The organism is Nostoc sp. (assembly GCF_036917315.1).
Classification (GTDB): domain Bacteria; phylum Cyanobacteriota; class Cyanobacteriia; order Cyanobacteriales; family Nostocaceae; genus Nostoc.
Genome location: NZ_JBALDR010000051.1, coordinates 49,789 through 76,140, shown reverse-complemented (window position 1 = coordinate 76,140; position 26,352 = coordinate 49,789). Strand labels below are relative to the sequence as shown.

Genomic DNA, 26,352 nt, shown 5'->3' with positions numbered 1-26,352 from the left:
TATGTGAACTTAGTGGATCAATGTGATGTATTTAGTATGTATTTATTTAAGAATATTTCCAATTTTGACGGAGTAAAATTTGTTAACTAACGATTTATGCAGTGTTTAGCTAATAGCTGGATTTGATCGTCATTTGCTCATAGGTAATTAGCTTATTTTATGCCAAATAAGCTCCCGCGTAGCCCGCCGTGCCTACATCTCCGAACCCAGGAATAATATAGTCATGTTCATCCAAATGGTCATCAATGGCAGCCCCATACAGCGTCACATCAGAATGTAATGTACATTACAAAACTCTCTATACCTTCCAGTACAGCGAATAAGCAGACAAACTTAGGTTCTAATAAAGAGTGTGTTAGCCACTGAGACAATTTGTGAAAAACCAATACAACATATTTGGCATTAATTCTTAGAAGCCCATATCTTCCACTCTGGCGACAGATTCTGTACGGCCGAAGCAACTGTGATTCCAACACTTTTCGGTTAAGGGGAAACGGAAAAAGGAAAGGGTTTAAATTTACCTTTACCCCAGCCCCAGTAACCTTTCCTCAGGCCAAAAGAGAGATTGTTGGGTTTATCCGAAAAGTATTGACTGTGATTCTGCAATGCCAAAGCGCTTGGCAATTGCTGGTAAATACCAAACTAACTCAACTACGCTTTGATGATAACCAAATTACCGCCTGGTTTCATAATCTTGCCATTTACCTACAAACAACCTTTGTCTAGTGTATCTTGCAGTTCTGGTATATTGATGTGAGCTTGAGTAATAGTGCCAAAGGGATCTCTCAGCTACCTCTAGTCAGTTTTTATTTTTATGACTCTAAATATCTAGTGTGGTATTAGTCATATTGTTGAACACAATAAATCACACAGGAATTTCATAATTAGCGATTAATCACGCCTAATTTAAAGATGACTTTAAAAATGATTTAATCGATATATTTTGTGAGAAAGTTAATACAAAGGTATATTCACTGATCTCAAATTCATGGATTCTTTATTTATCAATTCCTTACTTGAAGAGTTGAAAAACCCGGATGCCACAGTGCGCGACAAGGCAACCAGAAAAATCTGGCGGATCTGGTTTCAGCAAAAGGGAATCTATGGGCTGGAAATAATTGACCGCAGTCAAAAGTTACTGGATGCAGGTGAAATTGCTGAAGCTGAAACATCACTGACGGCATTAATTAAAGACCAGCCAGATTTTGCCGAAGCTTGGAATCGTCGAGCTTTCCTCTATTACAGTATTGGCGATTATCAAAAATCTCTGGCAGATTGTCAGATGGTTGTGCAGATAAATCGAATACATTTTGGGGCGCTTCATGGTATGGGCTTATGTTATGCAGCACTAGGAGAGTATGGTCAAGCTATCCGAGCTTTTCAACGTGCTTTAGAAATTCAGCCCTATTCTCTAGTGAATCAAAAGTTGATTCTAGAATGTACTTTTAGATTCAGCTACAACGGCAGATAGGAGAGAGCATCATACTGTTTTATGAATCCGTTATCATCCTCATCAACAACAATTCATCGCCTTAGTCGCCATAATTTTATTCAATACACTTCTATCTGAATTAATAGCAGCGTCATTGCTGCTTGTACTAACAGCAACCAACTGTCAACTAACAATTCTCGGTTGAATAAAGTTAACTTTAGTACAAACTAGATAGCACAAGCAGAACATGGTGGATTTTACTAGGCGATGTCTACCAAGGGCTGCGCCTACGCCACTGGTATTTACAAAGACTACAGTTTAGATGTAACTATCAAAACGAGTGATCTCTGGGTTCTCAGTGGTACTCAATTGTTGATGAGGGTACGGTAGATTTCTTTATGAGTTATGGTATGAATGCCATAGCCACAGTTACAGCAATTTTCAATAAAGACCCCTGGTGTCTTATTGCACATCCCAACTCAGCAATTAAAATTCTTGCCGATCTTATCTTTTACTCTGTTAAGCTAAAAGTTTTTCTCACTATAGCAATCCTAAATGAGTTGTGAAAATCGAGAGACTATAGCGGTTTCTTTGAGTTGATTTCGTGGGGTGCGATCGCATTGATTAACTGATAGTTCATTGAGATAAACCTAGTCTTTGCTCTTTTTCATACACTAATGCCACTATTAGATTAGAGTAGTGCATTAGACACAGTGTGACTTCGTAATTAGACTCAATGGCAAACATTCAGGTTAAAGAACGCAAAGTTGTTGAACTTCATCCCCATCCAAAAAATGACAGTATTTACGGCGACGAAGATATTGAACAACTAGCTCAAGATATTGAAAGGTCTAAATGGGTCAAACCGCTTATTGTTACACCAGAGGGTACAATCATCAGTGGACATCGGCGTTGGAAAGCAGTGTCATCTCTTGGGTGGATAACAGTACCCGTTGAAGAAAAAGAGTTTACTGATGAAATCGCTGAATTAGAAACTCTGTTACTGGAGAATGCTAACAGAGAAAAATCTATAGAGCAAAAATGCCGGGAAGGATTAACTTGGGAAGCTATTGAGCGAACTAACTCTCGTCAGCGTCAGGGAAGTAAAGGATCTGGCGTGGGAAGTACTAGGGATGTCATAGCGAAGAGGGTTGGTATAGGAAGTGGTATTAATTATGAAAAGGCTCGTAAAGTTGTATCAGCTATTGATGAGGCACTTTTAGTTGGTAATCTTGCAAAAGCAGAGGTATTACGAAAAAAATTGAACCTCAAAAGTGTAAATGCGGCTTTCAAAATGATTAGCAGTATTGAACCTTTTAACGAAATACAACACACACAAGTACAGTGGATATTAGCTAAGTTAGGTAAAAAGTTTTCTGGTTCGATATGGATTGATATTACTGACCGTTCAAGTGTGTGGGAGAAAGAAAAATTGGGAAGCTTAAGTATTGATTCTTTGCCGCCACTAGGAATTGGTGATGATGCACATCCAACAGTTAAGTACATTGATGTCATTTGGCTCACTGGTAGTAATCAAATTGATGCGGCATTTGAAGTCGAACTGACTACACCTGTTTACTCAGGTTTGCTAAGGATGGCAGATTTGGTAACGCTTTGTCCAAACTTAAATTTTCCACTTTATATAGTAGTTCCAGAATCACGTATTAATAAGGTGAAGGAGCAACTAAAACGTCCTACTTTTAAGAAGCTTAAACTTCACGAAAAATGTAGTTATATAGTCATTGAAAAGTTGGTGGAACAGTGGGATATTATTATGAAATATGGTCATCCAGGCTCTATTAAGGAAATATCCTACAATTTTGATAGTGACTCATAATTAGGATGGTGAAAATATAATTAAAAAATCACTCTATCTTAATCTTCTTCCTGACCCAAGCCCGAAAGGATTTGAGCAAAGCAATTTCACCCATACTTTTACTCTGCTCAATAAATCTGCTTATCTCACTCACTGAAACTATAGGAAAGGCAATACTAAACTTACACTCGACATATTGCTCTTCTATCAACTGATAAAATTTTAATTCTTGCCCATCATATCTCCAAAGTTCAGTTACACCCAACGCTGAATAAATTCCCAATTTGTTAACTGAACTACTGGTAATGTCAATCTCAATTGCTAAGTCAGGCGGCGGATCATTTTCTAAATCTAAAGTTTGCTTACCCCTAATAGCTAGTTCATTCTGGATATAGTAGCAAGTATCTGGTTCTATTCCCCGCTTTGATATTTTCCGCTTCAATGTTGTTGAACCAGCACTTCTAATTTCAATTCCTAATTCTTCGGCTAAAACTAGAATAAAACGGTCAAATTGAATTTTGGTGTTTTCATGTTCAAAAAGTGGAGTAATGATTTCTAAAACACCGCAGTCATAAGCAAATCGAGAACCTCTATCCTCACCTCTATCTCTCAGCAAAGCTTCAAAGGTTTCCCAGCTAATGTTATCTAGCACTGTTCTTTGTTCACCAACCGTTGACTTCACAAGCATATTAAAATAATTCGTAATTCGTAATTAATATTTTAAGCTATCTTTCCACGCACCCAAACACTGAAGGATTGCACCAAATAAATTTCATCCATAGTTTTACTTTGCTGGATAAATCTATTCATATCACTAACAGAAATTAAAGGGAAAGCGATACTCGACTTAATTTCAATATACTGGCTTTCTACTAGTTGATAAAATTTTAAAACTTCACCGTCATATCTCCATAATTCTCCTACACCTAAAGCCGCATAAATATTAAGCTTATTAACAGAGCTGCTATATCAATTTCAACTGCTAAATCTGGTGCTGGATCTGTTGTTAAATCTAATTCTTGTTTACTGACACTTTAGTTTCTCCTGTAAAGAATCCAGATAATTAAATTGTGCCAAATGTTAGCAAGATATTTGCTGATATTTGGCACAATTAGATTACTATCTGAATATTTTGTAACTTTAAGCAAGGAAACCTGCAAAGAAGTCGAGAGTTTCTTTCAGTGCTTTGATAAAAATATCAATTTCCTCGCGGGTGTTGTAGAAAGATAGACTTGCTCGTGCGGTTGCAGCAAGACCCAAGTAGCGGTGTAATGGTTGAGTGCAGTGGTGTCCAGAACGGATAGCAACGCCTTCTTGATCTAATAATGTAGATAAGTCGTTGGCGTGGACTTCTCCGGCTGTGAATGACGCCAGAGCGGCTCTACCTTCCCCTTTAGCATTGGGTTTGGGGCCGTAAATTCTTATTTGGGGAATTTGCTCTAATTGTTGGAACAAATAAGCTGTTAATTCTGCTTCGTAGGCGTGGATTTTATCCATGCCGATACTGCTAAGATAATCGATCGCAGCACCAAGTGCGATCGCTTCTCCAATTGCAGGTGTCCCAGCTTCAAATTTATGTGGTAATTCTGCATAAGTGGAATGGTCTAAATACACCTCTGCAATCATCTCACCACCACCAAAAAATGGTGGCATTGATTCCAATAATTCCAACTTGCCATAGAGAAATCCTATCCCAGTTGGGGCGCACATTTTATGACCGGATGCTACCAACCAGTCACAATCTATTTTCTGCACATCCACAGGGTAGTGAGGAACACTTTGGCAAGCATCAACTAAAAATTTAGCACCGTATCTGTGAGCGATCGCACCAATTTCTTCCACTGGATTAATGCAACCCAAAGCATTAGAAATATGCACCACCGACACCAGCTTAGTTTTCTCAGAAATCAGCTTTTTAAACTGTTCAAAATCAAAAGTTTCTTCTGGTGTTAATTCTACAAATTTCAGTACTGCACCCGTTTTTTGCGCCACCAATTGCCAAGGTACAATATTACTGTGGTGTTCCATCACCGAGAGAATAATTTCATCCCCAGGCTGCAAATTATTCATTCCCCAGCTATATGCTACTAGGTTAATCGCTTCACTTGCGTTGCGGGTGTAAACGATTTCCTGACGCGATGCAGCATTGATGAATTTGGCAACTTTATCTCTAGCACCTTCATAAGCATCAGTAGCTTTAGCACTCAGAGAATGGGCACCTCGATGCACGTTAGCATTATATTGCTCGTAATAATCCCGTAGGGTATTTAATACGAACAAAGGCTTTTGCGATGTCGCAGCATTATCGAGATAAACCAAGGGTTTCTCATTGACTTCCTGATGCAATATCGGGAAGTCAGCGCGAACTTTATCAGCAAGGGTTTTGGTAGGAGTAAAAGTCATTGGTAGATTAGTTATTACTCATTAGTCAGGGACTTGAGATTATTCACTGTGTTTAAAAGGATTTCTCGCAGAGAGGGAATTGGTATTTGGTTGATAACTTCAGCAGCGAAGGCGTTAATTAACAACTTCCGAGCATCGTTTTCATCAATTCCCCGACTTTGCAGATAGAATATTTCGTCATCTTCTAATTGGCTAACAGTAGCACCGTGAGCGCATTTGACATTATCGGCAGTAATTTCCAATTGGGGTTTGGTATCAACTCTGGCTTTAGACGATAGCAGCAAATTGCGATTCAACTGGGATGCATTTGTTAACTGCGCTAGTTTGGGTACAAAAACTTTACCATTGAACACCGCATGAGCGCGATCGCCTACAATACATTTATGCAATTGGTCACTTGTACCGTGGGGATAGTTGAGTGCGATCGCACTGTGAGTATCAGACAACTGCTTACCAGAAATTATCGTCAAACCGTTGAGAGTAGTTTGTGTCTGCTCACCAGTTTGCAAAATCTCCAAATTGTGCCGTGACAACTTCGCACCTAAAGTTATCGCATGACAAGTATATCGACTATCACGAGCTTGTGCGATCGCAGTTTTCCCAATATGAAAAGCCTCTGCACCTTCTTGCTCAACCCTAATGTGACTAACTTCCGCATTGTCACCAACCCAAACTTCCGTAACCGCGTTAGTTAAGTAAACTCCTTCCTCTGCGCCTCTGCGGTTCGTATACTCCTCAACCAACGTCACCTGCGAACCACTTTCCGCTACCACCAAACAACGCGGCTGCGAAATCGTCGCCGTTTTCCCCGCAACCGAAATAAACACCAAATGAATTGGCGTTTCAACTACCACATTCTTCTTCACCCACACCACAGCTGCATCAGTTATCCCAGCCGTATTGAGAGCAGTAAAAACTTCTTGCGCTCCCTCAGCTTGAGCTAAATATTGCTGTACAGCTTGCTGCTCAATCACAGACAAACCAGCCAAATTACTCACCACAATTCCAGATGGTAAATCTGTAACTGCGGATAACTCCGGCGCAAAAACGCCATTAACAAATACCAAACGACTATTAGCCGCCTCTTGCAAAATATCAAATTCTAGAGACGCAAAATTTCCCGCATCTACATTATTAAATTGCACCTTTCGCAAAGACGACAAATCAGTAAACCGCCATTCTTCCTCGCGGGTGGTGGGAATAGTCGAGTGGCGTACCCAATTAGCAGCACTTTGGCGTAATTCCTGCAACCAACCTTCTGTTTTAGTTGCCGTTACTTGATTTAACAACCCAGTCAGATAATCATCTCTATCTAACATCGATGTCAAACTGACTGCATTTGAATTAGGTATTGGACTAGGAGATACTTGAATATTCATTACACACCCACCTCAGCAGCCGCAAATTCTTCTAGTACCCAGTCATAACCGCGAGACTCTAATTCCAGCGCCAGTTCTTTACCACCACTCGTAATAATCTGCCCTTGTGCCATTACATGCACAAAATCAGGCACAATATAATCGAGTAATCTTTGATAGTGAGTAATCAAAATTGTCGAATTGTCTGGACTTGCCAGTTGATTTACACCATTCGCCACAATTCGGAGCGCGTCAATATCCAAACCCGAATCAGTTTCATCCAAAATTCCTAACTTTGGTTCCAGCAACGCCATTTGCAGAATTTCATTTCGCTTTTTCTCACCACCAGAAAACCCTTCATTCAAACTCCGACTGAGAAAACTGGGATTCATCTTCACAACATCCAGCTTTTCCTCAATCAAATCGTCAAAATCAAAAGCGTCTATTTCCTCTAAACCTTGCGCCTTCCGCCGGGAATTGTACGCCACCCGCAAGAAATCCAAATTGCTCACACCCGGAATTTCTAACGGATACTGGAACGCCAAAAATACACCACTTCTGGCGCGTTCCTCCGGCTCCAACTCCAACAAATTTTGCCCCTGGAAAATCACCTCACCGCCAGTCACCTCATACGCCGGATGCCCAGCCAACACCTTAGAAAAGGTACTCTTACCAGAACCATTCGGCCCCATGATCGCATGAATTTCACCCGATCGCACCTCCAGATTCACACCTTTCAAAATCGGTGTCCCATCAACATTAGCCGTCAGATTCCGTACCGACAGCACAACTTCACTATTTTCAATAATCATCTTCTCTCCCTTCTCTTTCTTTGCGCTCTTTGCGCCCTTTGCGGTTCGTCATTCTTCCAAAAGATAAACACACAACGCCGATGTCCCTGTGTTTATCCTCGCTTCCATTTATCCAACACTGCCTTCTAACTTCAAACTCAACAACTTATCAGCTTCCACAGCAAACTCCATCGGTAGCTGATTGAAAACATCCTTACAGAAGCCGCTAATCATCATCGAAATAGCATCTTCTGAAGAAATACCCCGTTGAGCAAAGTAAAATAACTGATCTTCCCCAATCTTAGAAGTAGAAGCTTCATGCTCCACCTTCGCACCGTTATTTTGCACCTGAATATAAGGGAAAGTGTTGGCATGGGCATTATCCCCAATCAGCATTGAGTCACACTGAGAATAATTTCTCGCCCCTTTTGCCGTCGGGTTAACTTTCACCAAACCCCGGTAGCTATTACTAGAATTACCTGCGGAGATTCCTTTAGAAATAATTGTACTGCGGGTATTCTTACCTACGTGAATCATCTTACTACCCGTATCAGCTTGCTGCTGATGATTTGTCAGCGCCACCGAGTAAAACTCACCCACAGAGTTATCACCCACCAACACACAGCTAGGATATTTCCAAGTAATTGCTGAACCTGTTTCTACTTGAGTCCAGGAAATCTTGGAATTTACGCCCTGACACAAACCGCGCTTGGTGACAAAGTTATAAATACCACCTTTACCATTGGCATCGCCAGCGTACCAGTTTTGCACAGTAGAGTATTTAATTTCGGCGTTGTCGAGGGCGACAAGTTCCACAACTGCGGCGTGCAATTGGTTGCTGTCATACATCGGTGCGGTGCAACCTTCGAGGTAGGAAACATAACTACCTTCTTCGGCGACAATCAAAGTCCGCTCAAATTGTCCCGTGTCACCAGAGTTGATGCGGAAGTAGGTAGACAGTTCCATTGGGCATTTCACGCCTTTAGGAATATAGACAAAAGAACCATCGCTAAATACGGCGGCGTTCAAGGCGGCAAAATAATTGTCAGCTATAGGAACAACGCTACCCAAATATTTTTTGATTAGTTCTGGGTGTTCTTGCAACGCTTCCGAAAACGAACAGAAAATAACGCCGTCTTCCGCTAGCTTTTCTTTAAATGTAGTGGCGACAGAAACGCTATCGAAAATTGCATCAACGGCGACATTTGCCAGCCGTTTCTGTTCAGATAGAGAAATGCCTAATTTCTCAAAGGTTTCTAAAAGGGTTGGATCAACTTCATCCAAGCTGTTTAGTTTTTCTTTCTTGCGTTTTGGCGCTGAGTAGTAAATGATATCCTGATAATTTATTGGCGGATACTTGACATTCGGCCAAGTTGGTTCCGTCATTTTTTGCCACTGGCGATAAGCTCTGAGGCGAAAGTCCAGCATGAACTGCGGCTCGTTCTTCTTAGAGGAGATCAAGCGGATAACGTCCTCGTCTAGTCCACGCGGTATGGTGTCGGACTCAATGTCTGTGACAAAGCCGTACTTGTAGGGTTGGTTGACTAAGGTTTTGACAGTGGCACTCATCAGTAATAATCTCTCGTGTTCGGAACTTGAATCTCTCTATAAGGATGGGAGACGGGGTTTCTTTAGCCGATTCCCATCTACCGTTACGGAATGGTTACACGGCTGCTAGAATAGTGGTGGAGAGTAAAACAACAGCTATGTTGTTTAATCTATCTTCATTTTACGCTAAATTAACAACAACAATGTTGTCAAAGTCAAACAATTTTGGATTTTAGATTTGCAATTTTGGTTTGAAAGAGACCACAAAGGTGCTTGGCTCAAGGATTTTAGATTGACGATAGCGTAGCGGGGCATATACGAGAAAACTTTTTTAATCCAAAATCCAAAATCCAAAATCGGTACGGTCAAATTTTCCAAGAAATTAATTTTTGGGGCGTTCGCTGAACGTCTCGCACCACATGAAGATGGCGACTACCCACCAGTCCTCAACCAAGCAAGATATCCTAGAATATCTGCACAAACACGAAAAAGCAACGGCTTTGGAGCTAGCTGAAGTTTTAGACGTTACCCCTCAAGCTATCCGTCGCCATCTCAAAGATTTGGAGACGGAGGAGCTAGTTTTGTATTCAACATCAGTGCAGGCGGCGGGGATGGGGCGGCCGCAGCATCTTTATCAACTGAGTCGTCAAGGACGCGATCGCTTGCATCGAACAATGAGCGATCGCTTTGGTGATGCAAGCGGAAATTTTGCGGTTTCGTTGCTAGACACCTTAGCCGAAACGGTAGGACACGATCAATTTAAATCGATTTTAGAGAAACAGTGGCAGCGTAAAGCTAAAGAATACCGCGATCGCGTCGGTAACGGTTCACTGCGAGAACGTGTAGCCAACTTAGTCGAGTTGAGAAAAGCGGAAGGGTTCATGGCAGAGTATCACCCAGTTGATGTGAATGACTGCTTTGAGAGCGATCGCTTTATCTTAATGGAGCATAACTGTGCAATTTCTAACGTTGCCGAATCTTTCCCCAGCATCTGTGGTCACGAATTAGAAATGTTTGCAGCCGTCTTACCTGATTGTACCGTAGAACGCACCCACTGGATTATTGATGGCGAACACCGTTGTGGCTATTTAGTACAAGTTCGTCATTAGTTATTTGTCCTTTTTTTAATGCCCAATACCCAACAAACTTTGAGATAGCATTTCATTTTTTCATTTATGGATGTACCACCACAGCAACCATCAGCACAATTTTTAACCCTGGAAGAGTCAGCAAAAGTAGATGCGGCGTTGTTGTCTTCCCCAGAAAAGTTTTTAACAAGATTGACAATTTCATCACTGAAGCTTTTGAAGCATATTGCCCAAGAGTACGGTGTTGCTATTGAAGATTTGACAGCGCAGCAAGTAATTGCCTGGTTTGAAAAAGATGGAAAAATTCGTCGTGAGCAGGGAATTGAAGGTTCATATCTGAAATGGTGATCTGCGGTAGTCAAGTTTTCGTTACATTTATTTAGAAAAAATAACTATACAAAATATCGCGCTTTTAAAGAACAGAAATGTTTCTTAGAAGCGCGATATTCACAGATAAGATATGTTGACAATTTTGCCTAAAGTCCAATATTGGAGCGAGAACCTTTTAAGTACCGACGATGAGTCTATTTATTTTTGTGACTTTGCCGGCCTGCCTCAGCATGTTGTTCTCGTGTACCTCCTTGAGTACCCGTACCCTTCTCTTCACTATTGCCATCATCACTATCTTGATTCCGACCGCCGCTGTGAGAACTCTTGCCTCCCTCACGACCGATTTCAGCCATGTGTTCTCTATCCTGACTTACAGCTTCACCACCTTTGTGTCCAGCCTCACGAGCTTCTTCAGATGTAAACTCGTGAGCGGTACCCTTCTCATGGGCAGCTTGTCCGCCCTTGCTTGCTATTTCGCGCTGCTTGTCATCATCCATTGAAGCAAAACCACGTTGGCTTGTGTCTGCCATGATAGTACTCCTTGTAAGTAACTAAATTTTTTCCTTTTTTGGCAAGCGAAAACCTGGCCTAGGTTTTCTATTTCATCAATTAATTGACCTTTTTAAATTAGCTAATCAAATATTGGATATTCATGACTCTTTGGAAATAAACATTCGATACTGATACTTAACTTTGGATATACAACTAAAGGTATCAGTAAAGAGTAATTTTACGATATAAGAATTAATCGGACACTAGAAACGCCAACCTTAAATTAAATAATAAATAAAAAGCACCTTTTTCAAGGTGCTTTTATTTGAAAATAAATAACATTTTATTTGTCAAACAATTATTTAAGCATTGTAAGTGTTAGTCCGAGGACTACGAGCGCCAGTTACGGCTCCAATCATGGAGGCTATTAAACCCAACAAAGAACCAAACACAAACCACCACAATCCCGAACGTATATTAGCTGCCGTTTCACGAGCTTGTTGGGCACTTATGTTTGCTTGTGGTACATTAACACCACCTTGCTGTTGTACTTGGTTTATGACTTCTCCTGCGTTAGAAGCAGCAACACCAAAAGCACCAGATACTCCACTTGCTAAAAGCCATGAGCTAACTGCCAAAGTCGTTGCCCAAAGAATTGCGCCGTTCAGAAGAGCTGTATTGCGGTTCATCGGCCCACAAGCACGGGCTGTAACCCAACCACCAGTAAATAGGGAAATTAGTAAAGCGATAGTTGACCAAAGCCCCGCATTACCCGCAGCGTTAGGAGCAATTGTTCTGGGCGCACCTGAACTTTCAACTGTGCCTGCTGCAACCGCAGCAATGATAGAACTCAAAATTAATTGTGTAGCCAAAGAAACCAACAAACCAGCAATAATTGGCCCCCAGCGAACGCGGTCGTGATATTCGGCTACTCGACCTGTTGCCACAGTATCAGTAGATATAACGTCATTGCCTGTCCGATTTACGTATGACATCGCTTATGTTCTCCAGTGCTGTTTCAGCAAAGTTCTTGCTCAGGTATATTCATCTTTATGCTTCAAATTAAATAACTAAATGTTCTGTTTTAATCTCTATCGATAGAAAGATTTAATAGGTCTATCTTTAGCCAGAAAAAACAAACTTTATTTAACAATTTTTAATATAATTTAGTGTTTATTTATGTATTTTTTCTAAAACTTCCATCTAAAAACTCTTAACTTAAAATCTAACTATTAGATAGCTATCAAAAACCAGCTTTAACGATGTATGCCATTAGACTTAATCTAATTAAAACTTTGTAATGATTGTCAAAACTAAAAATCATCAAACACTAACGCATCCTCACAGCAGTACCTGTGGCAGTAATCAGCAAAAGCACTCCTGATTGGTCAAGATTTATTGTGCCAGTATCAATTTCAATCCCAATGACAGCATTTGCTCCTAAACGTTGTGCGCGTTGTTCTAATTCTTCTAGTGCCTTGCGTTGACCCTGCTCAAATAGACGCTCATAACTAGCAGTGCGTCCACCGATAATATCTCGAATCCCAGCCAAAAAATCTCGCAAGAAATTGCTGCCGTAGACTACTTCTGCTGTCACAACGCCTAAATATGACTCAATCACGGCTCCTTGAATTACATCAGTGGTAGTTATAATCATAAATTAGCCTCCTATATGGGATATATCTTGATATTTATTATTAAAGTATTTGGATAAATATTTTAATAATTGTAACTATTATTACAGAATACAGGTTTGATAAACATCCTCTCACACAATTTGAGATTGCGCTTTGGGATTTAGTGTTGTCCTAAACAGATTTATGCAACATTTTACAGTTTAAATTTATCTTATCTTTGAATGACCAAAAAAGGATGTAAATGCCTAGATGATAAGTTCTAAAAGGGTAGTATCAAGTATTAACAATGTCAGAAAAATTGGATACAGAGTCAGCAAACTCTGAAATGAAATAAAAATAACAATAAATGTCAAAGCCTATAAGCTTGGTGCATCAGAATCTAAGATTAAGTCAAATGCCTGTTGAGTTTTTCTCGCTAACACGTATAACTACTGATTTAAAAATGTGTCGTTTTGCTATAGTACTGGTTTATATGTAGCGTACTTTTACCTGCTGCTCGATCGCTGACACTTCATCCTTCAGTAAAAACTCTGTTATGTAGTGCTAAATGTAAAGGAAAAGAAAATGAACTATTAACATCTGAATCAATACGAAGAAATACAGTTTTCAAAAGTCCATATTTTTGTTTTAATGTACAAGAAAAAAGTCCTCTAAAATTTCAGGAAATTTACTGTGTACAAACCAACATCATTCGTGTTTAGTGTGGTGTTACTAGGATGTTTTACTTTCACCATACCTTCAGTAGCTCAAGCTCAAGTATTAGTGGCGCAGGCCAAAAACCCAGAGTTAAAGCAATTACTGGAGGAAGGACGAAGGTTAGTGAATGGCGGGGATTATGGTGGTGCGATCGCTGTTTATCAGCAAGCAGCTAGTATAGACCCCAAGAATGCTAAAATCCATTCAGGTATTGGGTATTTATACGCTCAACAGGGAAATTACCAGGCAGCATTAGCAGCTTATCGTAAAGCGATCGGTATCAGTCCTAACAATAGTGATTTTTACTACGCTGTGGGTTACATCAAAGCCAATTTGGGCGACACGCGTGGGGCAAAAGAAGGTTATCGTCGTGCCATACAGCTGAACCGTAACAACGTCAACGCCTATTTAGGATTGGCTGTAACCCAATCGCGTATGGGAGACTATAATGCTGCTACCTGGGCATACCAACAAGCAATCGACTTGGATAAAAACAACGCCCAGACTTATGAGTTGATGGGTTCGATGTATAAACAGCGACGACAAGCCAAACAAGCAAACAGCTTGCTTCAGAAAGCCCGTGACTTGTACAAGCGGCGCAATGATTCAGATGGCGTAGAAAGGGTAGAAGCCATGCTACGGCAGTTAGGAGGATGAGGTTAATCTAACTGGCGTCCCGTTAATTCCACAAAAATATCTTCCAGATTAGAGGGACGCACCATCATTCCGGTTTTATCGGGCTGTTCATTCAAGTAGATATTTGCTGCTTCCAAGGATGGGAAAAACAGATATTCCCAATTACGAGCGCCATCACTTCCCACATTAGATACACCTAATTGTTTCATCACCAAACCTTCACCGTGAGCAGAACGCAGCTGTTGTAAAGTTCCTAAAGAAATCAGCTTACCGCTATCCATAATACCGATGCGTCCTGGCTTGGTAGAACCAAAGGCATCGCACAAAAATTCGACCTCATCCATATAGTGGGTCGTCAGTAGCATCGTCATCCCTTGTTTATTCAAATCCCGAATAATTTCCCAGAGGCGTCGCCTGGTCTGGGGGTCTAGTCCTACCGTTGGTTCATCTAAAAACAAAATTTGCGGTTGATGCAATAAGGCTCTCGCAATCTGCAACCGTCGTTTCATACCCCCAGACAGGGTTTTTACCAAATCATCACGTTTTTCTGCTAGCTCAACATACTCTAGCCATTGATTAATCAATTTTTGTCGCTGCGGGTTGCTAATGTGATGTAGCCTCCCGTGCAGTTCCATATTTTCCCAGACGGTTAAATCGTTATCCACACTGACTTGTTGCAAGACAACGCCAATACTCTGTTTTGCCAACGTTGCTTGGCGCATCACATCATATCCACCTACTTCTATGCGTCCTTGGGACGGTTTCGTGAGTGTAGTCAGCATCCGAATTGTGGTTGATTTACCAGCACCGTTCGGGCCAAGTAGAGCAAATATCTCCCCCGCTTCAATTTGGAATGACAGGTCGTTGACTACAGGTACATTGTTGTAAAACTTGTAGACATTTTCTAGAAAGACAGCAGCAGTCACGTCGCTTCGCTCCGAATTAAAAATTAAAAATTAAAAATTAACCAACTCATAAATAAATTTAGTTGCTCTGTATCCTTTTCTGTTCGGTCATGAATAAATTTGCTCACACTAGTTCTTAATCAACACTACCATTCTGATTACATCAAACTAAATATATTTTATTAACCCTTAGATAACTCAATCTTTACTTGTTGTGATAACAGAGTGTGGTAAACACTTATCCTGTAATACTTTAGTTTAAGGTTGCTGTTATTTAGTATGGAATCTCATCACCCATTGAAGCTAAATCGGCGTCAGTTTTTGCTACATTCAGCTATCACGGCTGGTGGAATTATTTCCACAAATTTTGTCGCTAAATCACCAGTTTTTGGCGAAGCACCTGCAATTATCACCTCTGATAAAATGCGTCCTGGCATACCTTATGGTGTAGCTAGCGGAGATATATCTAACGATAGCATCGTGATTTGGAGTCGGAGCGATCGCCCCGCCAAAATGATTGTAGAATATTCTACCAGCGAATCTTTTCGCAATGTGCAGCGAGTTGTCGGGCCTAATGCTTTAAAAAATAGCGACTTTACAGCACGACTTTATCTGAAGAATCTACCACCAGACCAAAAATTATTTTATCGGGTGATTTTCCAAGATTTAGATTATCAACGTACTTGTAGCGCTCCTTTTTATGGTACTTTCCGAACTCCCCCCAAATCTGGACGAGATATATTCTTTGTTTGGGGTGGGGACACCGCCGGTCAAGGATGGGGTATTAATCTTGATTTCGGTGGGATGAAAATTTACGAAACCATGCGCCAACTTCATCCCGACTTTTTCATTCATTCTGGCGACAATATTTATGCCGATGGCCCGATTCAATCAGAAGTAACTTTAGACGACGGCACTATTTGGAAAAATATCACCACACCAGAAAAATCAAAAGTAGCAGAAACTCTCACAGAATATCGCGGTAACTATATCTACAATTTGCTGGATAAAAATATCAAGCGTTTTAATGCTGAAGTTCCCATATTGGCACAGTGGGACGACCACGAAACCAGAAACAATTGGTATCCTGGGCAAATTATCCTTAACGATGACCGTTATACAGTTAAGGATGTTAATTTACTAGCTCAAAGGGCAAGACAAGCATTTTTAGAATATCTGCCTATTGGATATGAAAGCAATAATCCAGATAAAGCGAAAATTTATCGCTCTTTCAACTATGGGCCATTGTTAGACATTTTCATGTTGGATGAGCGCACCTACCGGGGGCCAAACTCTCCCAATAATCAGCCAGTAGCAAGTAAAAAAACAGACTTTTTGAGCAAAACACAAGTGCAATGGTTGAAAAGACAATTGCTGTCATCAAAAGCAACATGGAAAGTGATTGCTAGTGATATGCCTTTGGGACTGCTAGTTAAAGACGGTAGCACTGATTTTGAAGCTTGGGCTAATGGAGATGGCCCAGCTTTAGGAAGAGAATTAGAACTTGCCGATTTACTACGATTTATCAAAAACAAGAATATTCAGAATGTTGTTTGGTTAACTGCTGACGTACATTACGCAGCAGCTCACTATTACGACCCCGCTAAAGCAAAGTTTACTGACTTTAAGCCTTTTTGGGAGTTCGTTGCCGGGCCGCTTAACTCTGGTACATTTGGGCCAAACGAATTAGAGAATACCTTTGGGCCACAATTAGTATTTCAAAGCCTTCCTCCAGGTACAAAAGCAAATCGACCGCCAAGTGAAGGTTTGCAATTCTTTGGAGGAGTTAAAATTGATGGAAATACAAAGGTAATGACAGTAACATTGCGTAACTTGGCTGGGAAGACTGTTTACAGTGTAGATTTACCGTCAGAAAAATAAATCGCCAAAATCATAGTGAGATGTAGCCAGTTAGATAGAGTAATTACGCAATTTTTTACTTTGTCTGCTGGCTTTGCTGTTTTTTGGTGGGATGTTGAAGGAGAAAAATCTTGTGCGATCGCCACTGATAGGAGCTAAATTTAAATAGTTAGAGTTTTGGAGTTGATCATGCTTAAGCAACTCATCCTGGAAAATTGGAAAAGTTTCCGTTACGCCGAGCTTCCACTTGACCCATTGACTGTTGTGATTGGTACAAATGCAAGTGGTAAATCTAATGTAGCTGAAGCGTTAGAGTTGCTCAAAAGAATCGTCAGAGGTGAGGATATTGAAGTAGCTTTAGAAGGAAATAAAACTCTTTCATCCATTCGAGGCGGTGTTGAATGGGCTGCTCTTAAACCAGAAACTCAATTTATATTAAAACTACTAGTTCAAGGTGAAGATGATAATACAGATTATTTTTATAGTATTACAGTACAAACTAAACCAGATGTTCATATTGTCCAAGAATCTCTTGAGATGCAAAAAACATTATCTAATTTACCAATTAATTATGAAAAGTTAATAAATAATAATTTATTAACCAATAAATCATATTTTTCAGAAGTTAACCACTTATTTGCACAAAGGCAAAAGGAGCAGAATAACTTGAAGTTGGCACTTAGTAAGTTAAATAATGCCAACCAAGATTTATTGCAAAGAGTTAATATACTGAAAGAAAATATAACTATCAATGAAGTAAAAGCGGAAGTAATTATTGAAAAAATAGAAGATGTCAAAAAACAAACGAATGATTTGATTGAAGGGATTAATGAAGATGACAATAAGTTTAATTTACTTGGTAATTATCTTAATTTAATAAATATTTTAATTAAGAAGATTAGTAGTATTTTTATATTAAATCCTGCTCCTTCTCTGATGCGTGATTATTCACGCTTATCTGACATATTAGAAAGCGATGGTTCTAATATTGCTGGTGTACTGGCAGCATTGGATGGTGAACAAAAAGCCGAAGTCGAATCGACTCTATCAGCTTACATCAAAGATTTACCAGAAGGTGATATTAAAAGAGTATTTGCAGAGCCAGTTGGTAGACTGAAAACTGATGCAATGCTCTACTGTGAAGAAGAATGGAAACCTGGAGAGATGACACTAATAGATGCTAAAACTATGTCAGATGGAACTCTCCGTTTTATAGCAATTATTACAGCATTACTTACTCGACCAGAAGGTAGCCAACTAGTAATTGAAGAAATAGATAATGGTCTTCATCCATCGCGTGCAGAATTACTTGTAAGAATACTGCGAGAGATTGGCAACAAAAGAAAAATTGATATTTTAATTACTACCCATAACCCAGCTTTACTCGATGCTTTAGGCCCAGAGATAGTTCCTTTTGTGGTTGTTGCACACCGCGATAAAGAAACTGGAGAAAGCAAACTTACTCTTTTAGAAGATATTGAAAATCTTCCTCTTTTGTTAGCATCGGGTACTTTAGGCAGATTAGCAACTAAAGGTGCAATTGAAAAGAGCCTTTCTGATAATAAATAAAGTAAAATATGAGAAAGGTTTTGATTATTGACACATCAATACTTTGCGTATACTTAGGTGTACCTGGTAAAGAGACTTGTGGTTCTGATAATGATAAATGGGATAAAAAAAGAGTTAAAGCCCGTTTTCAGGAAGAAGAAAAACAAGGTGCAAAGTTTATACTACCAATAGCAACAATTATAGAAACTGGTAATCATATTGCACAAGCTAATTCTAAGCGATATGAAATTGCTCAAGCTTTCGGTAATATTTTAGTGAAAGTAGCAGATGGAGTTATACCTTGGGGAGTTTTTGAAACTCAAGTGGGTGAACTTTGGAATTCAGAGCAATTGAAACAACTGGCTACTGAATGGCCTACTCTAGCATCTAGAAAAATTTCTATCGGAGATGCGACAATTAAGACTGTGGCTGAATATTACGCCAAAACCAGTAGCACGTTTCAAGTAGAAATTTTTACGGGCGATGGGGGACTCAAGGCTTATGAACCAGCTATCCCAGCACCTACGCGTCGAAGTACTCGCAAAAAAGTCTAGAGCGATTAGTATTTACCTAAAATAGATATTTTCTAACTAACTTTTCAAGAATTAAGTTCGACAGGAATAGTAATAATAAACTCGGTTCCTTCTTTTACGCTAGATATACATTGCAGTTGACCACAATGTTTTTCTACAACAATTTGATAGCTAATGGATAGTCCCAATCCAGTACCTTTACCGACGGGTTTAGTAGTGAAGAATGGGTCAAATAATCGCTTTTGTATATCCTTGGGAATTCCAGTACCATTATCGGCAATGTGAATAACTACTTGCCGATTGTCTGTGACTTCAGTACGAATACGAATTAAAGGTGATTTTGGAGTTGAATCAGCTGATTCAAAACTCTCGAAGATAGCATCAATCGCATTTGATATAATATTCATAAATACTTGATTTATTAACCCAGCATAGCATTCTACTAAAGGGAGATTTCCATATTCTTTATCAATAGTAATTATCTGACCTGTTTCTTGATTTAGAAGACGGCTTTGTAATATTATTAAAGTACTATCAATCCCTTCATGAATATCAACTATCTTTTTATCAGATTCATCGAGGCGAGAGAAATTGCGTAATGAAAGAACTATCTCTTGGATACGCTCAGTACCAAACTTCATAGAATCAAGAAGCTTGAGGTAATCAGCAGTTAAAAATTCTAGTTCCATTTCTGCGATCGCAGCTTCAATTTCTGCTACTGGTGCAGGATAATGGTGTTGGTATAGGCTAATTAATTGTAGTAAATCTTGAGTGTAGTTGAGTGCATAAACTAGGTTGCCAGCGATAAAGTTTACAGGGTTATTGATTTCGTGTGCAATGCCAGCAACGAGTTGTCCCAAAGCAGCCATTTTTTCATTTTGAATTAATCGCGCATAGTTATTCTTAAGGGTACGAAAACCTACTTTAGCGATTCTAGATTGTTCTTCTACTTTCTCTAGTTGAGCTAATGTTAAAATATGAATTTGGGAATAAGCTAAAAGTAAATGATGGAAATCGAGTAGCTTATAACTACCTGCCTGAGTTTCTATTAAAATCGGCTCATATACAAATTGAGGTTCTCGCTGCAATGCTACCTTATTTGCTTCTACAATCAGCGTATCCTCAGAAATGATACATACATCTGGCTGAAGAAAGTTAATCAGATTAATCGCGGGTCGTTTAGAAAATAGTGGAAAACTATAGGGACGACTCATGTGTTCAAAAAATCTTTGTCGAGAAATCATCCCCAGATAGTCATGATTTTTCACCAGGATAATTCCTGGTAGTAAAGGTTCTTGCTTAAAGAGTGTATTCAAATCATTTGCTGGACTATCTGCTTCGACGTAAACAGACCAAAGTGGTAATTCTTGTAAAGTAGACTCTAATCGCAAGTTCAGATTATTAGCATTCGTCATGGTATGTATAGATAACATACTTTAAATCCTTAACCTTGAGTTAACATTTCTGATAACACCCCGAATCAGCATTGCGATAATTGCAAAGTTAATCAAACTTATATTTCCCTAATTAATGCTGAAAATCACAGTTCTGCTGCAAAACTGATGATGTTAGCACATCCGATTATTTTTTATACTGGACAATTGATATTAATTAGAATCCCCTGTTACCTATTCCCTAAACTTGGGATCTTAGAATTCTTGTTTATTTAAAATATTTAAAATTATTTTGGGATAAGCTCTTACCAATGGTTATTAAAGAACTTCAACCGCAGTCATAAGCAACACTAAAACTGCATCAATGGCAGTCAGCAAAATTGCTCTTGGAGTAAAAGAGAAAGTAATTAAAAAGGGTTTTGGAAATTTGGTTATCTCTCAAACTGCTGCTTACAGTTACAGGCTACTGTTGAGAGAAGTAAAGCATTATCTTGTACAATCAACGACTAATAGCTCCCCTAGATGGGGAGTTATTTAATATCAGTTAGCTATCTAAAATGAAATTGGTACATTTTTAAATGCGGCTGTATCTGGCACAAAAATGTCCAAATTATTGATACCATCGGGAACTCTTAGCCAGATATAAGCATCTGCGGAGGCTTGTGGACGTACTTGGAACAAAGAAACGCTTCCTGTTGAGCGATTAAGAGCAACTCCTTTGTAGGTTACGCTAGTGTCAGGATTCCGGGCTGTTGTACTAGCCACCGAGATAATATCGCTACCAACAACTCCGTCTGTGGCAAGACGACGAATCCGCATTTGCAGATTTACCACATCACGGTTTCCAGTTTCGGGATCTTTAATTCGTTTTGCTGAAAGTAACTCAACTTCTGCCTTTTTACCAAAAGCAGGCTGCACAAATTGGCCAGGACTAATTGCTGATGTTGTAGCACTAGCTGGGGATGGTGAGGCTGTTGCTTGTGGAGAAGTTGTAGCTGTCAGACTTGGGACTTGAGCGGGAATGGTGTTACTAGCTGTACTAGTAGCATTTAGTGTCTGCCGCAACGTAAAAACTTCATAAGCTACATAGCCGCTACATCCCAAAGCCAAAGTAGAGAGTAATACAGCTACACCAGATAAAAATGTACTCACACCATTGCCTCGATTTCGTATTTCTGTATATGCAGGTTGACTTGGGTTTCTATTTTGTAGTCCCATAAATTATGTTTGTGCGTAGGCGCAGCCCGTCGTAGACATCGCCTATGTATGAAACATGTGAACATCTTCCTTATACTAATTAAGTAACTTTACTGAGCCAATTCTTCTCTCTCCGGAAAGAAATTATTCGCAAGGTAAAAATATCTGTCTTTGGGATAAGGAAAATTGGTGAGACTTAAGACTTTAAATCAACCATTGGGTGTTTTGTTAATATTTTTGACTAGCCAAATAGGATTTACTCCTAGGGTTGCAAAAGCGCAAACTCCAGTTGCACCAACAACTACCACAAAATCAATTTGCTCTAGCCAACTGGGAACAGCTATAGATGCTGTAACCAATCGTCCCTTATTTAGTCGGGGGCGCTGGGGAATTTTGGTACAATCCCTGTCACCCGGACAAACTCTTTACAGTCGAGATGCTCAAAAATATTTTACTCCTGCGTCTAACCTCAAATTGCTGACAACAGCAGCCGCGTTGCAGGAATTGGGTGCTAATTTTCGGATTCGCACCTCTATTTATCAGAATGGCAATGGTATTTTACGTGTTGTCGGCAGGGGAGATCCTAGCTTAAGTGATACAGAACTGCAAAAATTGGCACAGCAGTTAAAACAGAAAAGGATTACCCAAATTCAGCAGTTGAGTGCTGATGATAGTTATATTCAAGGTGATATTGTTAATCCCACCTGGCAATGGGAAGATGTGCAGTCAAGTGATGGTGTACCAGTCAGCAGCTTTATTCTGAATAAAAATATTTTTAGCTTCAAACTTGTACCACAGGCTGTAGGTAAATCTTTGCAAGTGCTGTGGCTCGATCCTGGCGAAGCGAAACAGTGGCGGATAATTAATCAGTCAATAACCGTCCCTCAAAATCAACCGAGCTACGTCAATGTCACCCGCGAATTATCAGGAACAGTATTACGAATTCAAGGACAACTGACAACGAATTCTGAAGAATCTTTAATAGATTTGCCTGTAGTTGACCCTAATTATTACTTCTTACGACGTTTCCGTACTGCTTTAGCAACAGAAAAAATTACTTTGGGACAGACATTAGTAGTAAATGGTGGTGTGAATCAACAGGAAATAGCATTTGTAGAGTCGCCACCTTTAGCTGAATTATTAGCAGAAACTAATTTAAATAGTAATAATCTTTATGCTGAAGCATTGCTGAGAGCATTAGCTGTGAAAAAACTCAGAGTGAAAACTCAGACTAGTGCTGATGTCGGTTTAGAAGTTGTCAAAGCAAGTTTAACTAAATTGGGGGTCGATCCAGCTAATTACATTTTGGTCGATGGTTCAGGTTTATCACGTCGTGACTTAGTGACACCAGAAGCTTTTGTCCAAACTCTGCGGGGAATGGCAAAAACCCCAACTGCATATATATATCGTGCATCTTTACCCGTGGCTGGTAAAAGTGGAACTCTGAAAGGCCGCTTTCAAGGTACACCTGCTGAGGGCATTGTGCAAGCAAAAACAGGTACGTTAACGGGTGTAGTTTCTCTATCTGGATATGTGAATGCACCGAAATATGAGCCGCTAGTTTTTAGTATTATCGTCAATCAGTCAAATCAGTCTGCAACAGTTATACGGCAGGCAATTGATGAAGTTGTTGTGTTGTTAACACAGTTGCAGCATTGTTAATATTATACTTTTCACTCCTAACTTGTTTCATGCCAGCCAAAATCTTACCACCGCCCTTAAAACCTGGAGACTTACTACGAGTAATTGCCCCTAGTGGTGCTTTGCGAGAATTCGAGGAATTTAAACAGAGTCTAGAAATTTGGCGATCGCGTGGTTATCAATTACAAGTCAGTCCTCAGATAGATGCCAAATGGGGTTATCTAGCAGGAACAGATGAAACCCGTCGTCAACAGCTAGCAGCAGCATGGCAAGATCCTGATTGTCGTGGTATTCTCTGTGCCAGAGGTGGTTTTGGCAGCACCCGCATCTTAGAAAATTGGAATTGGCCAAACTCAGCGCTTCCCAAGTGGCTTATAGGCTTTTCTGATATCACAGCTTTATTATGGAGTCTTTATACAGCAGGAATTTCCGGCGTTCACGGCCCTGTAATGACAACTTTGGCAGATGAGTCAGATTGGTCTATTAAGCGATTATTTGATTGGGTAGAAGGTAGTTCTTTTACCCCTCTTAAAGGTTGCGGTTGGGGTGGTGGTGTGGTTACTGGCACTTTGTTACCAGGTAATCTCACAGTAGCTACTCACCTTTTGGGTACACCAATTCTGCCACATCTGGATGGTGTAATTCTGGCGCTGGAAGATGTTACAGAAGCACCTTATCGCATCGACAGGATGCTGACACAGTGGCGTTTGAGTGGTGCTTTGTCTCAAGTCTGCGGTATTGCTTTGGGGGGTTTTACTCGCTGTGAAGCGCCGCCAACTATATCTAGTTTTAGTGTAGAAGAAGTATTGCGCGATCGCTTGGGCGATTTGGGGATTCCCATTGTCTCCGATTTGCCTTTTGGCCACGATCATCCCAATGCAGCCTTACCAGTGGGTGTAGAGGTAACTTTAGATGGGGATGCGGGAATATTAGCGATCGCGCATCCACATTAAGTTAAAATCAGATCCGTTTAAGGTTAAACAGCCATAATCCACTTACAGAATAATCTGCTAAATGCTGTGGTAAATGTACTAATACTTAATTTTAGTGTCAATCTATTATGAGTCCAATAAAATTTGATTCAGTTCCAGAAATATCGGTTGTCATCTGTACTTACAATCGCGCTAAATATTTAGATAATGGCATTAATAGTGTTATCAATCAAACATTTAAAGATTGGGAACTGATTGTAGTTGATGATGGTAGCCAAGACAATACCTTTGAAATTGTCAATTATTATGTCCAGAAATTTTCTCATATCCGATATCTCAAACATCAAAATAAAAAACAAGCTTATGCTAAAAATGCTGGTATTCAGGCATCCTTTGGCAAATATATTACACTTCTCGATAGTGATGATGCTTACAAACCCAATCATCTAGAATCACGACTGGAATACATGAGAAATCATCCAGAAATTGATTTAATTGAAGGGGGATTTGCCAGTGATGAAGAGATTTTTGTGGCAGATTATTTTCAGCCAGGTAAAACAATTAATTTGCGAGAATGTGTTTTAGGTCCGACATTTTTCGGCAAGAGAAAAGTATTTTTTGACTTAGGGGGCTTTGAGAACATTCACTATGGAGAAGACACAGACTTTTGGCATCGAGCAGAAAAAACTTTTAAAACGCAAAAAGTCATTGTCCCAGAAACATATCTTTATACAAGAGCAGAAACCAGTGTTACTAAAAGTGTTTTAGAACAGCATTTATAAAATCAGGCAAATAGAGCAGATAAGTCAGAAATTGCTGCTTCGCTCCCCTGCTAACTGTATAATTATTTCTGTGATTCTGCATTACTAAATTTGAGTTTGTCTATTTTAATAAAGTGAGTAACATCTAACTACAAGTATGCATATTTGTCATATAGTGTTAAATAATATTGGTGGAGCACCAAAAGTTGCTGATTCGCTAATTTATTCTCAGGTAAAAGCTGGCTATAAAGTCTCTACTGTAATCCTGACTGATTTAGATCCACGCTGGATATTATCTTTTAAATCAGCCCATATAATCATTGTGATGAAAATTGCCGGAACTTTATTTTATATTGGCGGAGCAATACATCAAATCTGGGTAGCGATACAATTAGATAAGATCGTTGCTGAACATAAACCAGATATTATTATTTGTCATAGTGCATTTCTCACTAAGCTATTTTATTTATCTAAGTTTATGCCTGGAAGTTTATCTATTCCATATATTAGTTATATTCATAGCGATTATCTTTCGGAATCAAAAATTGAACGCCAAATAAATCCTATCGCTGCATTCATCCAAGATTTCAATGTTAGGATTGATAATTGGATACATCTGCGTGCTATTAAACAAGCTAGTGGAATAGTTTTTGTTTGCAAGACTCTTCATAAAAAATTTTTAAACCTTGGCTTAAATCATCCTCGAATAGCAATATCCTATAATCCAGTAACACCTGATTCAAAAAATCCACCTCTCAATTCTACAGCCGAGTCTTGGTTAAACGACTCTCATCTGATTACCTTTGTATCTGCTGCTAGATTCCATTATCCAAAAGACCATCAAACTTTAATTAAAGCATTTGCTAAAGCTAGCGAAACTTACTCAAATATCCGACTAGTTTTGCTAGGTGACGGTGATTTAGAAGTAGAGATGCAAGGTTTAGCAAATTCTTTAGGTATTCGTGAAATCGTACTTTTTGCAGGATCTGTCCCCAATCCTAAAGCTTACTTTTCACTGTGTCGAGCAGTTATACTTGCTTCCCATTCGGAAGGCTTTGGTATGGTTCTTGTAGAAGCTGTAGCTAATGGGGTAACGTTTATTGCTAGTGATTGTCCAGTTGGTCCGCGTGAGATTTCTGAAGTACTCAATTGTGGAACTATAGTAGCAGAGAGTGATGTTGATGCATTAGCAGAAGCTATAATTGACCATGTAAAAAATCCTCAGCAGAAGATTGATCGCTCTGAGCAAATTGCACAATTTTTTAGTGAAACTAGCTGTGCTAACCAGTTAGAAAGTTTAATTCAGCAAGTTGTTTCTCGATAAGTTTAACTAGGAATAATGTGCTAAATGGTC

General features: G+C 39.6%; 24 protein-coding genes and 2 pseudogenes. 12 read left to right on the top strand and 14 right to left on the bottom strand.

Annotation, left to right across the window (positions count from 1 at the left end; all coding sequences use genetic code 11):
• Positions 1 to 157: 157 nt before the first annotated feature.
• Together V7K84_RS24760 and V7K84_RS34330 are read right to left on the bottom strand one after the other, a co-directional pair.
• Complete coding sequence (locus tag V7K84_RS24760; protein WP_334841938.1) at positions 158 to 268, bottom strand: hypothetical protein; 111 nt, start codon at positions 266 to 268, stop codon at positions 158 to 160.
• Positions 269 to 574: 306 nt separating this feature from the next.
• A pseudogene (locus V7K84_RS34330) lies at positions 575 to 628 on the bottom strand (hypothetical protein); the annotation flags it as partial.
• 360 nt (positions 629 to 988) lie between these two features.
• Between V7K84_RS34330 and V7K84_RS24750 the strand changes: the two are divergent.
• Complete coding sequence (locus V7K84_RS24750; RefSeq protein ID WP_334841935.1) at positions 989 to 1,471, top strand: tetratricopeptide repeat protein; 483 nt, start codon at positions 989 to 991, stop codon at positions 1,469 to 1,471.
• A gap of 697 nt (positions 1,472 to 2,168) precedes the next feature.
• Positions 2,169 to 3,269, top strand: a complete 1,101-nt coding sequence (locus tag V7K84_RS24745) for a ParB/RepB/Spo0J family partition protein (RefSeq protein ID WP_334841933.1) — start codon at positions 2,169 to 2,171, stop codon at positions 3,267 to 3,269.
• 28 nt (positions 3,270 to 3,297) lie between these two features.
• Here the strand turns inward: V7K84_RS24745 and V7K84_RS24740 are convergent, their stop codons facing one another.
• The 6 genes and pseudogenes from V7K84_RS24740 to sufB form a co-directional block, all read right to left on the bottom strand.
• Positions 3,298 to 3,936 carry a Uma2 family endonuclease gene (locus tag V7K84_RS24740; protein WP_334841932.1) on the bottom strand — a complete coding sequence of 213 codons (639 nt, stop codon included), beginning with the start codon at positions 3,934 to 3,936 and terminating at the stop codon, positions 3,298 to 3,300.
• A 32-nt stretch (positions 3,937 to 3,968) separates the two neighbouring features.
• Positions 3,969 to 4,273: pseudogene (locus tag V7K84_RS24735) on the bottom strand (Uma2 family endonuclease); the annotation flags it as partial.
• Between the two features lie 115 nt (positions 4,274 to 4,388).
• Entirely contained in the window at positions 4,389 to 5,651 is a 1,263-nt protein-coding gene (locus V7K84_RS24730; RefSeq protein WP_334841930.1) for a cysteine desulfurase, read from the bottom strand.
• A gap of 14 nt (positions 5,652 to 5,665) precedes the next feature.
• The gene (gene sufD, locus V7K84_RS24725) at positions 5,666 to 7,030 is read right to left on the bottom strand and encodes a Fe-S cluster assembly protein SufD (protein WP_334841928.1); all 1,365 of its coding nucleotides are present in this window, start codon (positions 7,028 to 7,030) and stop codon (positions 5,666 to 5,668) included.
• Positions 7,030 to 7,821, bottom strand: coding sequence for a Fe-S cluster assembly ATPase SufC (gene sufC / locus V7K84_RS24720; RefSeq protein ID WP_334715163.1), 792 nt, complete (start codon positions 7,819 to 7,821; stop codon positions 7,030 to 7,032). Before sufC ends, sufD begins: the two co-directional genes overlap by 1 nt.
• Before the next feature lie 108 nt (positions 7,822 to 7,929).
• Positions 7,930 to 9,369, bottom strand: coding sequence for a Fe-S cluster assembly protein SufB (gene sufB / locus V7K84_RS24715; protein ID WP_193945658.1), 1,440 nt, complete (start codon positions 9,367 to 9,369; stop codon positions 7,930 to 7,932).
• Between the two features lie 404 nt (positions 9,370 to 9,773).
• On the opposite strand from sufB, the gene sufR reads away from it, so the two are divergent.
• Together sufR and V7K84_RS24705 are read left to right on the top strand one after the other, a co-directional pair.
• Complete coding sequence (gene sufR, locus V7K84_RS24710) at positions 9,774 to 10,457, top strand: iron-sulfur cluster biosynthesis transcriptional regulator SufR (protein ID WP_334841926.1); 684 nt, start codon at positions 9,774 to 9,776, stop codon at positions 10,455 to 10,457.
• A gap of 66 nt (positions 10,458 to 10,523) precedes the next feature.
• Positions 10,524 to 10,784, top strand: coding sequence for a hypothetical protein (locus V7K84_RS24705; RefSeq protein WP_334841924.1), 261 nt, complete (start codon positions 10,524 to 10,526; stop codon positions 10,782 to 10,784).
• Between the two features lie 176 nt (positions 10,785 to 10,960).
• Here V7K84_RS24705 and V7K84_RS24700 read toward each other — a convergent pair whose 3' ends face one another.
• The 3 genes from V7K84_RS24700 to V7K84_RS24690 all read right to left on the bottom strand — a co-directional run bounded on the left by V7K84_RS24700 (position 10,961) and on the right by V7K84_RS24690 (position 12,915).
• The gene (locus V7K84_RS24700) at positions 10,961 to 11,296 is read right to left on the bottom strand and encodes a KGG domain-containing protein (RefSeq protein ID WP_334841922.1); all 336 of its coding nucleotides are present in this window, start codon (positions 11,294 to 11,296) and stop codon (positions 10,961 to 10,963) included.
• A gap of 324 nt (positions 11,297 to 11,620) precedes the next feature.
• Complete coding sequence (locus V7K84_RS24695) at positions 11,621 to 12,253, bottom strand: hypothetical protein (RefSeq protein WP_334841920.1); 633 nt, start codon at positions 12,251 to 12,253, stop codon at positions 11,621 to 11,623.
• Positions 12,254 to 12,588: 335 nt separating this feature from the next.
• Entirely contained in the window at positions 12,589 to 12,915 is a 327-nt protein-coding gene (locus tag V7K84_RS24690; protein WP_104907309.1) for a YbjQ family protein, read from the bottom strand.
• A gap of 652 nt (positions 12,916 to 13,567) precedes the next feature.
• Between V7K84_RS24690 and V7K84_RS24685 the strand changes: the two genes are divergently transcribed.
• Positions 13,568 to 14,248, top strand: coding sequence for a tetratricopeptide repeat protein (locus V7K84_RS24685; protein ID WP_334841918.1), 681 nt, complete (start codon positions 13,568 to 13,570; stop codon positions 14,246 to 14,248).
• Between the two features lie 2 nt (positions 14,249 to 14,250).
• Here V7K84_RS24685 and V7K84_RS24680 read toward each other — a convergent pair whose 3' ends face one another.
• Complete coding sequence (locus V7K84_RS24680; protein ID WP_292819052.1) at positions 14,251 to 15,153, bottom strand: ABC transporter ATP-binding protein; 903 nt, start codon at positions 15,151 to 15,153, stop codon at positions 14,251 to 14,253.
• A 258-nt stretch (positions 15,154 to 15,411) separates the two neighbouring features.
• Between V7K84_RS24680 and V7K84_RS24675 the strand changes: the two genes are divergently transcribed.
• From V7K84_RS24675 to V7K84_RS24665, 3 genes are all read left to right on the top strand, one after another.
• On the top strand, positions 15,412 to 17,013 hold the full coding sequence (locus V7K84_RS24675) for an alkaline phosphatase D family protein (protein ID WP_334841916.1): 1,602 nt from the start codon (positions 15,412 to 15,414) through the stop codon (positions 17,011 to 17,013).
• A 168-nt stretch (positions 17,014 to 17,181) separates the two neighbouring features.
• Entirely contained in the window at positions 17,182 to 18,561 is a 1,380-nt protein-coding gene (locus V7K84_RS24670; RefSeq protein ID WP_334841915.1) for an AAA family ATPase, read from the top strand.
• A gap of 8 nt (positions 18,562 to 18,569) precedes the next feature.
• Positions 18,570 to 19,094 (top strand): hypothetical protein, encoded by a 525-nt coding sequence (locus V7K84_RS24665; RefSeq protein WP_334841914.1) that lies wholly within the window; start codon positions 18,570 to 18,572, stop codon positions 19,092 to 19,094.
• Positions 19,095 to 19,138: 44 nt separating this feature from the next.
• Here V7K84_RS24665 and V7K84_RS24660 read toward each other — a convergent pair whose 3' ends face one another.
• Together V7K84_RS24660 and V7K84_RS24655 are read right to left on the bottom strand one after the other, a co-directional pair.
• Positions 19,139 to 20,506 (bottom strand): sensor histidine kinase, encoded by a 1,368-nt coding sequence (locus tag V7K84_RS24660; RefSeq protein ID WP_334841913.1) that lies wholly within the window; start codon positions 20,504 to 20,506, stop codon positions 19,139 to 19,141.
• Between the two features lie 513 nt (positions 20,507 to 21,019).
• Positions 21,020 to 21,619, bottom strand: a complete 600-nt coding sequence (locus V7K84_RS24655; protein ID WP_334842134.1) for a hypothetical protein — start codon at positions 21,617 to 21,619, stop codon at positions 21,020 to 21,022.
• A 234-nt stretch (positions 21,620 to 21,853) separates the two neighbouring features.
• Between V7K84_RS24655 and dacB the strand changes: the two genes are divergently transcribed.
• From dacB to V7K84_RS24635, 4 genes are all read left to right on the top strand, one after another.
• On the top strand, positions 21,854 to 23,326 hold the full coding sequence (dacB, locus tag V7K84_RS24650; RefSeq protein ID WP_334841911.1) for a D-alanyl-D-alanine carboxypeptidase/D-alanyl-D-alanine endopeptidase: 1,473 nt from the start codon (positions 21,854 to 21,856) through the stop codon (positions 23,324 to 23,326).
• Between the two features lie 29 nt (positions 23,327 to 23,355).
• On the top strand, positions 23,356 to 24,258 hold the full coding sequence (locus V7K84_RS24645; protein ID WP_334841909.1) for a S66 peptidase family protein: 903 nt from the start codon (positions 23,356 to 23,358) through the stop codon (positions 24,256 to 24,258).
• Positions 24,259 to 24,365: 107 nt separating this feature from the next.
• On the top strand, positions 24,366 to 25,019 hold the full coding sequence (locus V7K84_RS24640; RefSeq protein ID WP_334841907.1) for a glycosyltransferase family 2 protein: 654 nt from the start codon (positions 24,366 to 24,368) through the stop codon (positions 25,017 to 25,019).
• 136 nt (positions 25,020 to 25,155) lie between these two features.
• A complete protein-coding gene (locus V7K84_RS24635) occupies positions 25,156 to 26,322 on the top strand; it encodes a glycosyltransferase (RefSeq protein ID WP_334841906.1) in 1,167 nt (388 codons plus the stop codon).
• Positions 26,323 to 26,352: the final 30 nt, after the last annotated feature.

Coding starts and splice junctions, on each gene's coding strand:
- V7K84_RS24750 (WP_334841935.1), top strand. CDS start 989: ATGGATTCTTTATTTATCAATTCCTTACTTGAAGAGTTGAAAAACCCG.
- V7K84_RS24745 (WP_334841933.1), top strand. CDS start 2,169: ATGGCAAACATTCAGGTTAAAGAACGCAAAGTTGTTGAACTTCATCCC.
- V7K84_RS24740 (WP_334841932.1), bottom strand. CDS start 3,936: ATGCTTGTGAAGTCAACGGTTGGTGAACAAAGAACAGTGCTAGATAAC.
- V7K84_RS24730 (WP_334841930.1), bottom strand. CDS start 5,651: ATGACTTTTACTCCTACCAAAACCCTTGCTGATAAAGTTCGCGCTGAC.
- sufD (WP_334841928.1), bottom strand. CDS start 7,030: ATGAATATTCAAGTATCTCCTAGTCCAATACCTAATTCAAATGCAGTC.
- sufC (WP_334715163.1), bottom strand. CDS start 7,821: ATGATTATTGAAAATAGTGAAGTTGTGCTGTCGGTACGGAATCTGACG.
- sufB (WP_193945658.1), bottom strand. CDS start 9,369: ATGAGTGCCACTGTCAAAACCTTAGTCAACCAACCCTACAAGTACGGC.
- sufR (WP_334841926.1), top strand. CDS start 9,774: ATGGCGACTACCCACCAGTCCTCAACCAAGCAAGATATCCTAGAATAT.
- V7K84_RS24705 (WP_334841924.1), top strand. CDS start 10,524: ATGGATGTACCACCACAGCAACCATCAGCACAATTTTTAACCCTGGAA.
- V7K84_RS24700 (WP_334841922.1), bottom strand. CDS start 11,296: ATGGCAGACACAAGCCAACGTGGTTTTGCTTCAATGGATGATGACAAG.
- V7K84_RS24695 (WP_334841920.1), bottom strand. CDS start 12,253: ATGTCATACGTAAATCGGACAGGCAATGACGTTATATCTACTGATACT.
- V7K84_RS24690 (WP_104907309.1), bottom strand. CDS start 12,915: ATGATTATAACTACCACTGATGTAATTCAAGGAGCCGTGATTGAGTCA.
- V7K84_RS24675 (WP_334841916.1), top strand. CDS start 15,412: ATGGAATCTCATCACCCATTGAAGCTAAATCGGCGTCAGTTTTTGCTA.
- V7K84_RS24670 (WP_334841915.1), top strand. CDS start 17,182: ATGCTTAAGCAACTCATCCTGGAAAATTGGAAAAGTTTCCGTTACGCC.
- V7K84_RS24665 (WP_334841914.1), top strand. CDS start 18,570: ATGAGAAAGGTTTTGATTATTGACACATCAATACTTTGCGTATACTTA.
- V7K84_RS24660 (WP_334841913.1), bottom strand. CDS start 20,506: ATGTTATCTATACATACCATGACGAATGCTAATAATCTGAACTTGCGA.
- V7K84_RS24645 (WP_334841909.1), top strand. CDS start 23,356: ATGCCAGCCAAAATCTTACCACCGCCCTTAAAACCTGGAGACTTACTA.
- V7K84_RS24640 (WP_334841907.1), top strand. CDS start 24,366: ATGAGTCCAATAAAATTTGATTCAGTTCCAGAAATATCGGTTGTCATC.
- V7K84_RS24635 (WP_334841906.1), top strand. CDS start 25,156: ATGCATATTTGTCATATAGTGTTAAATAATATTGGTGGAGCACCAAAA.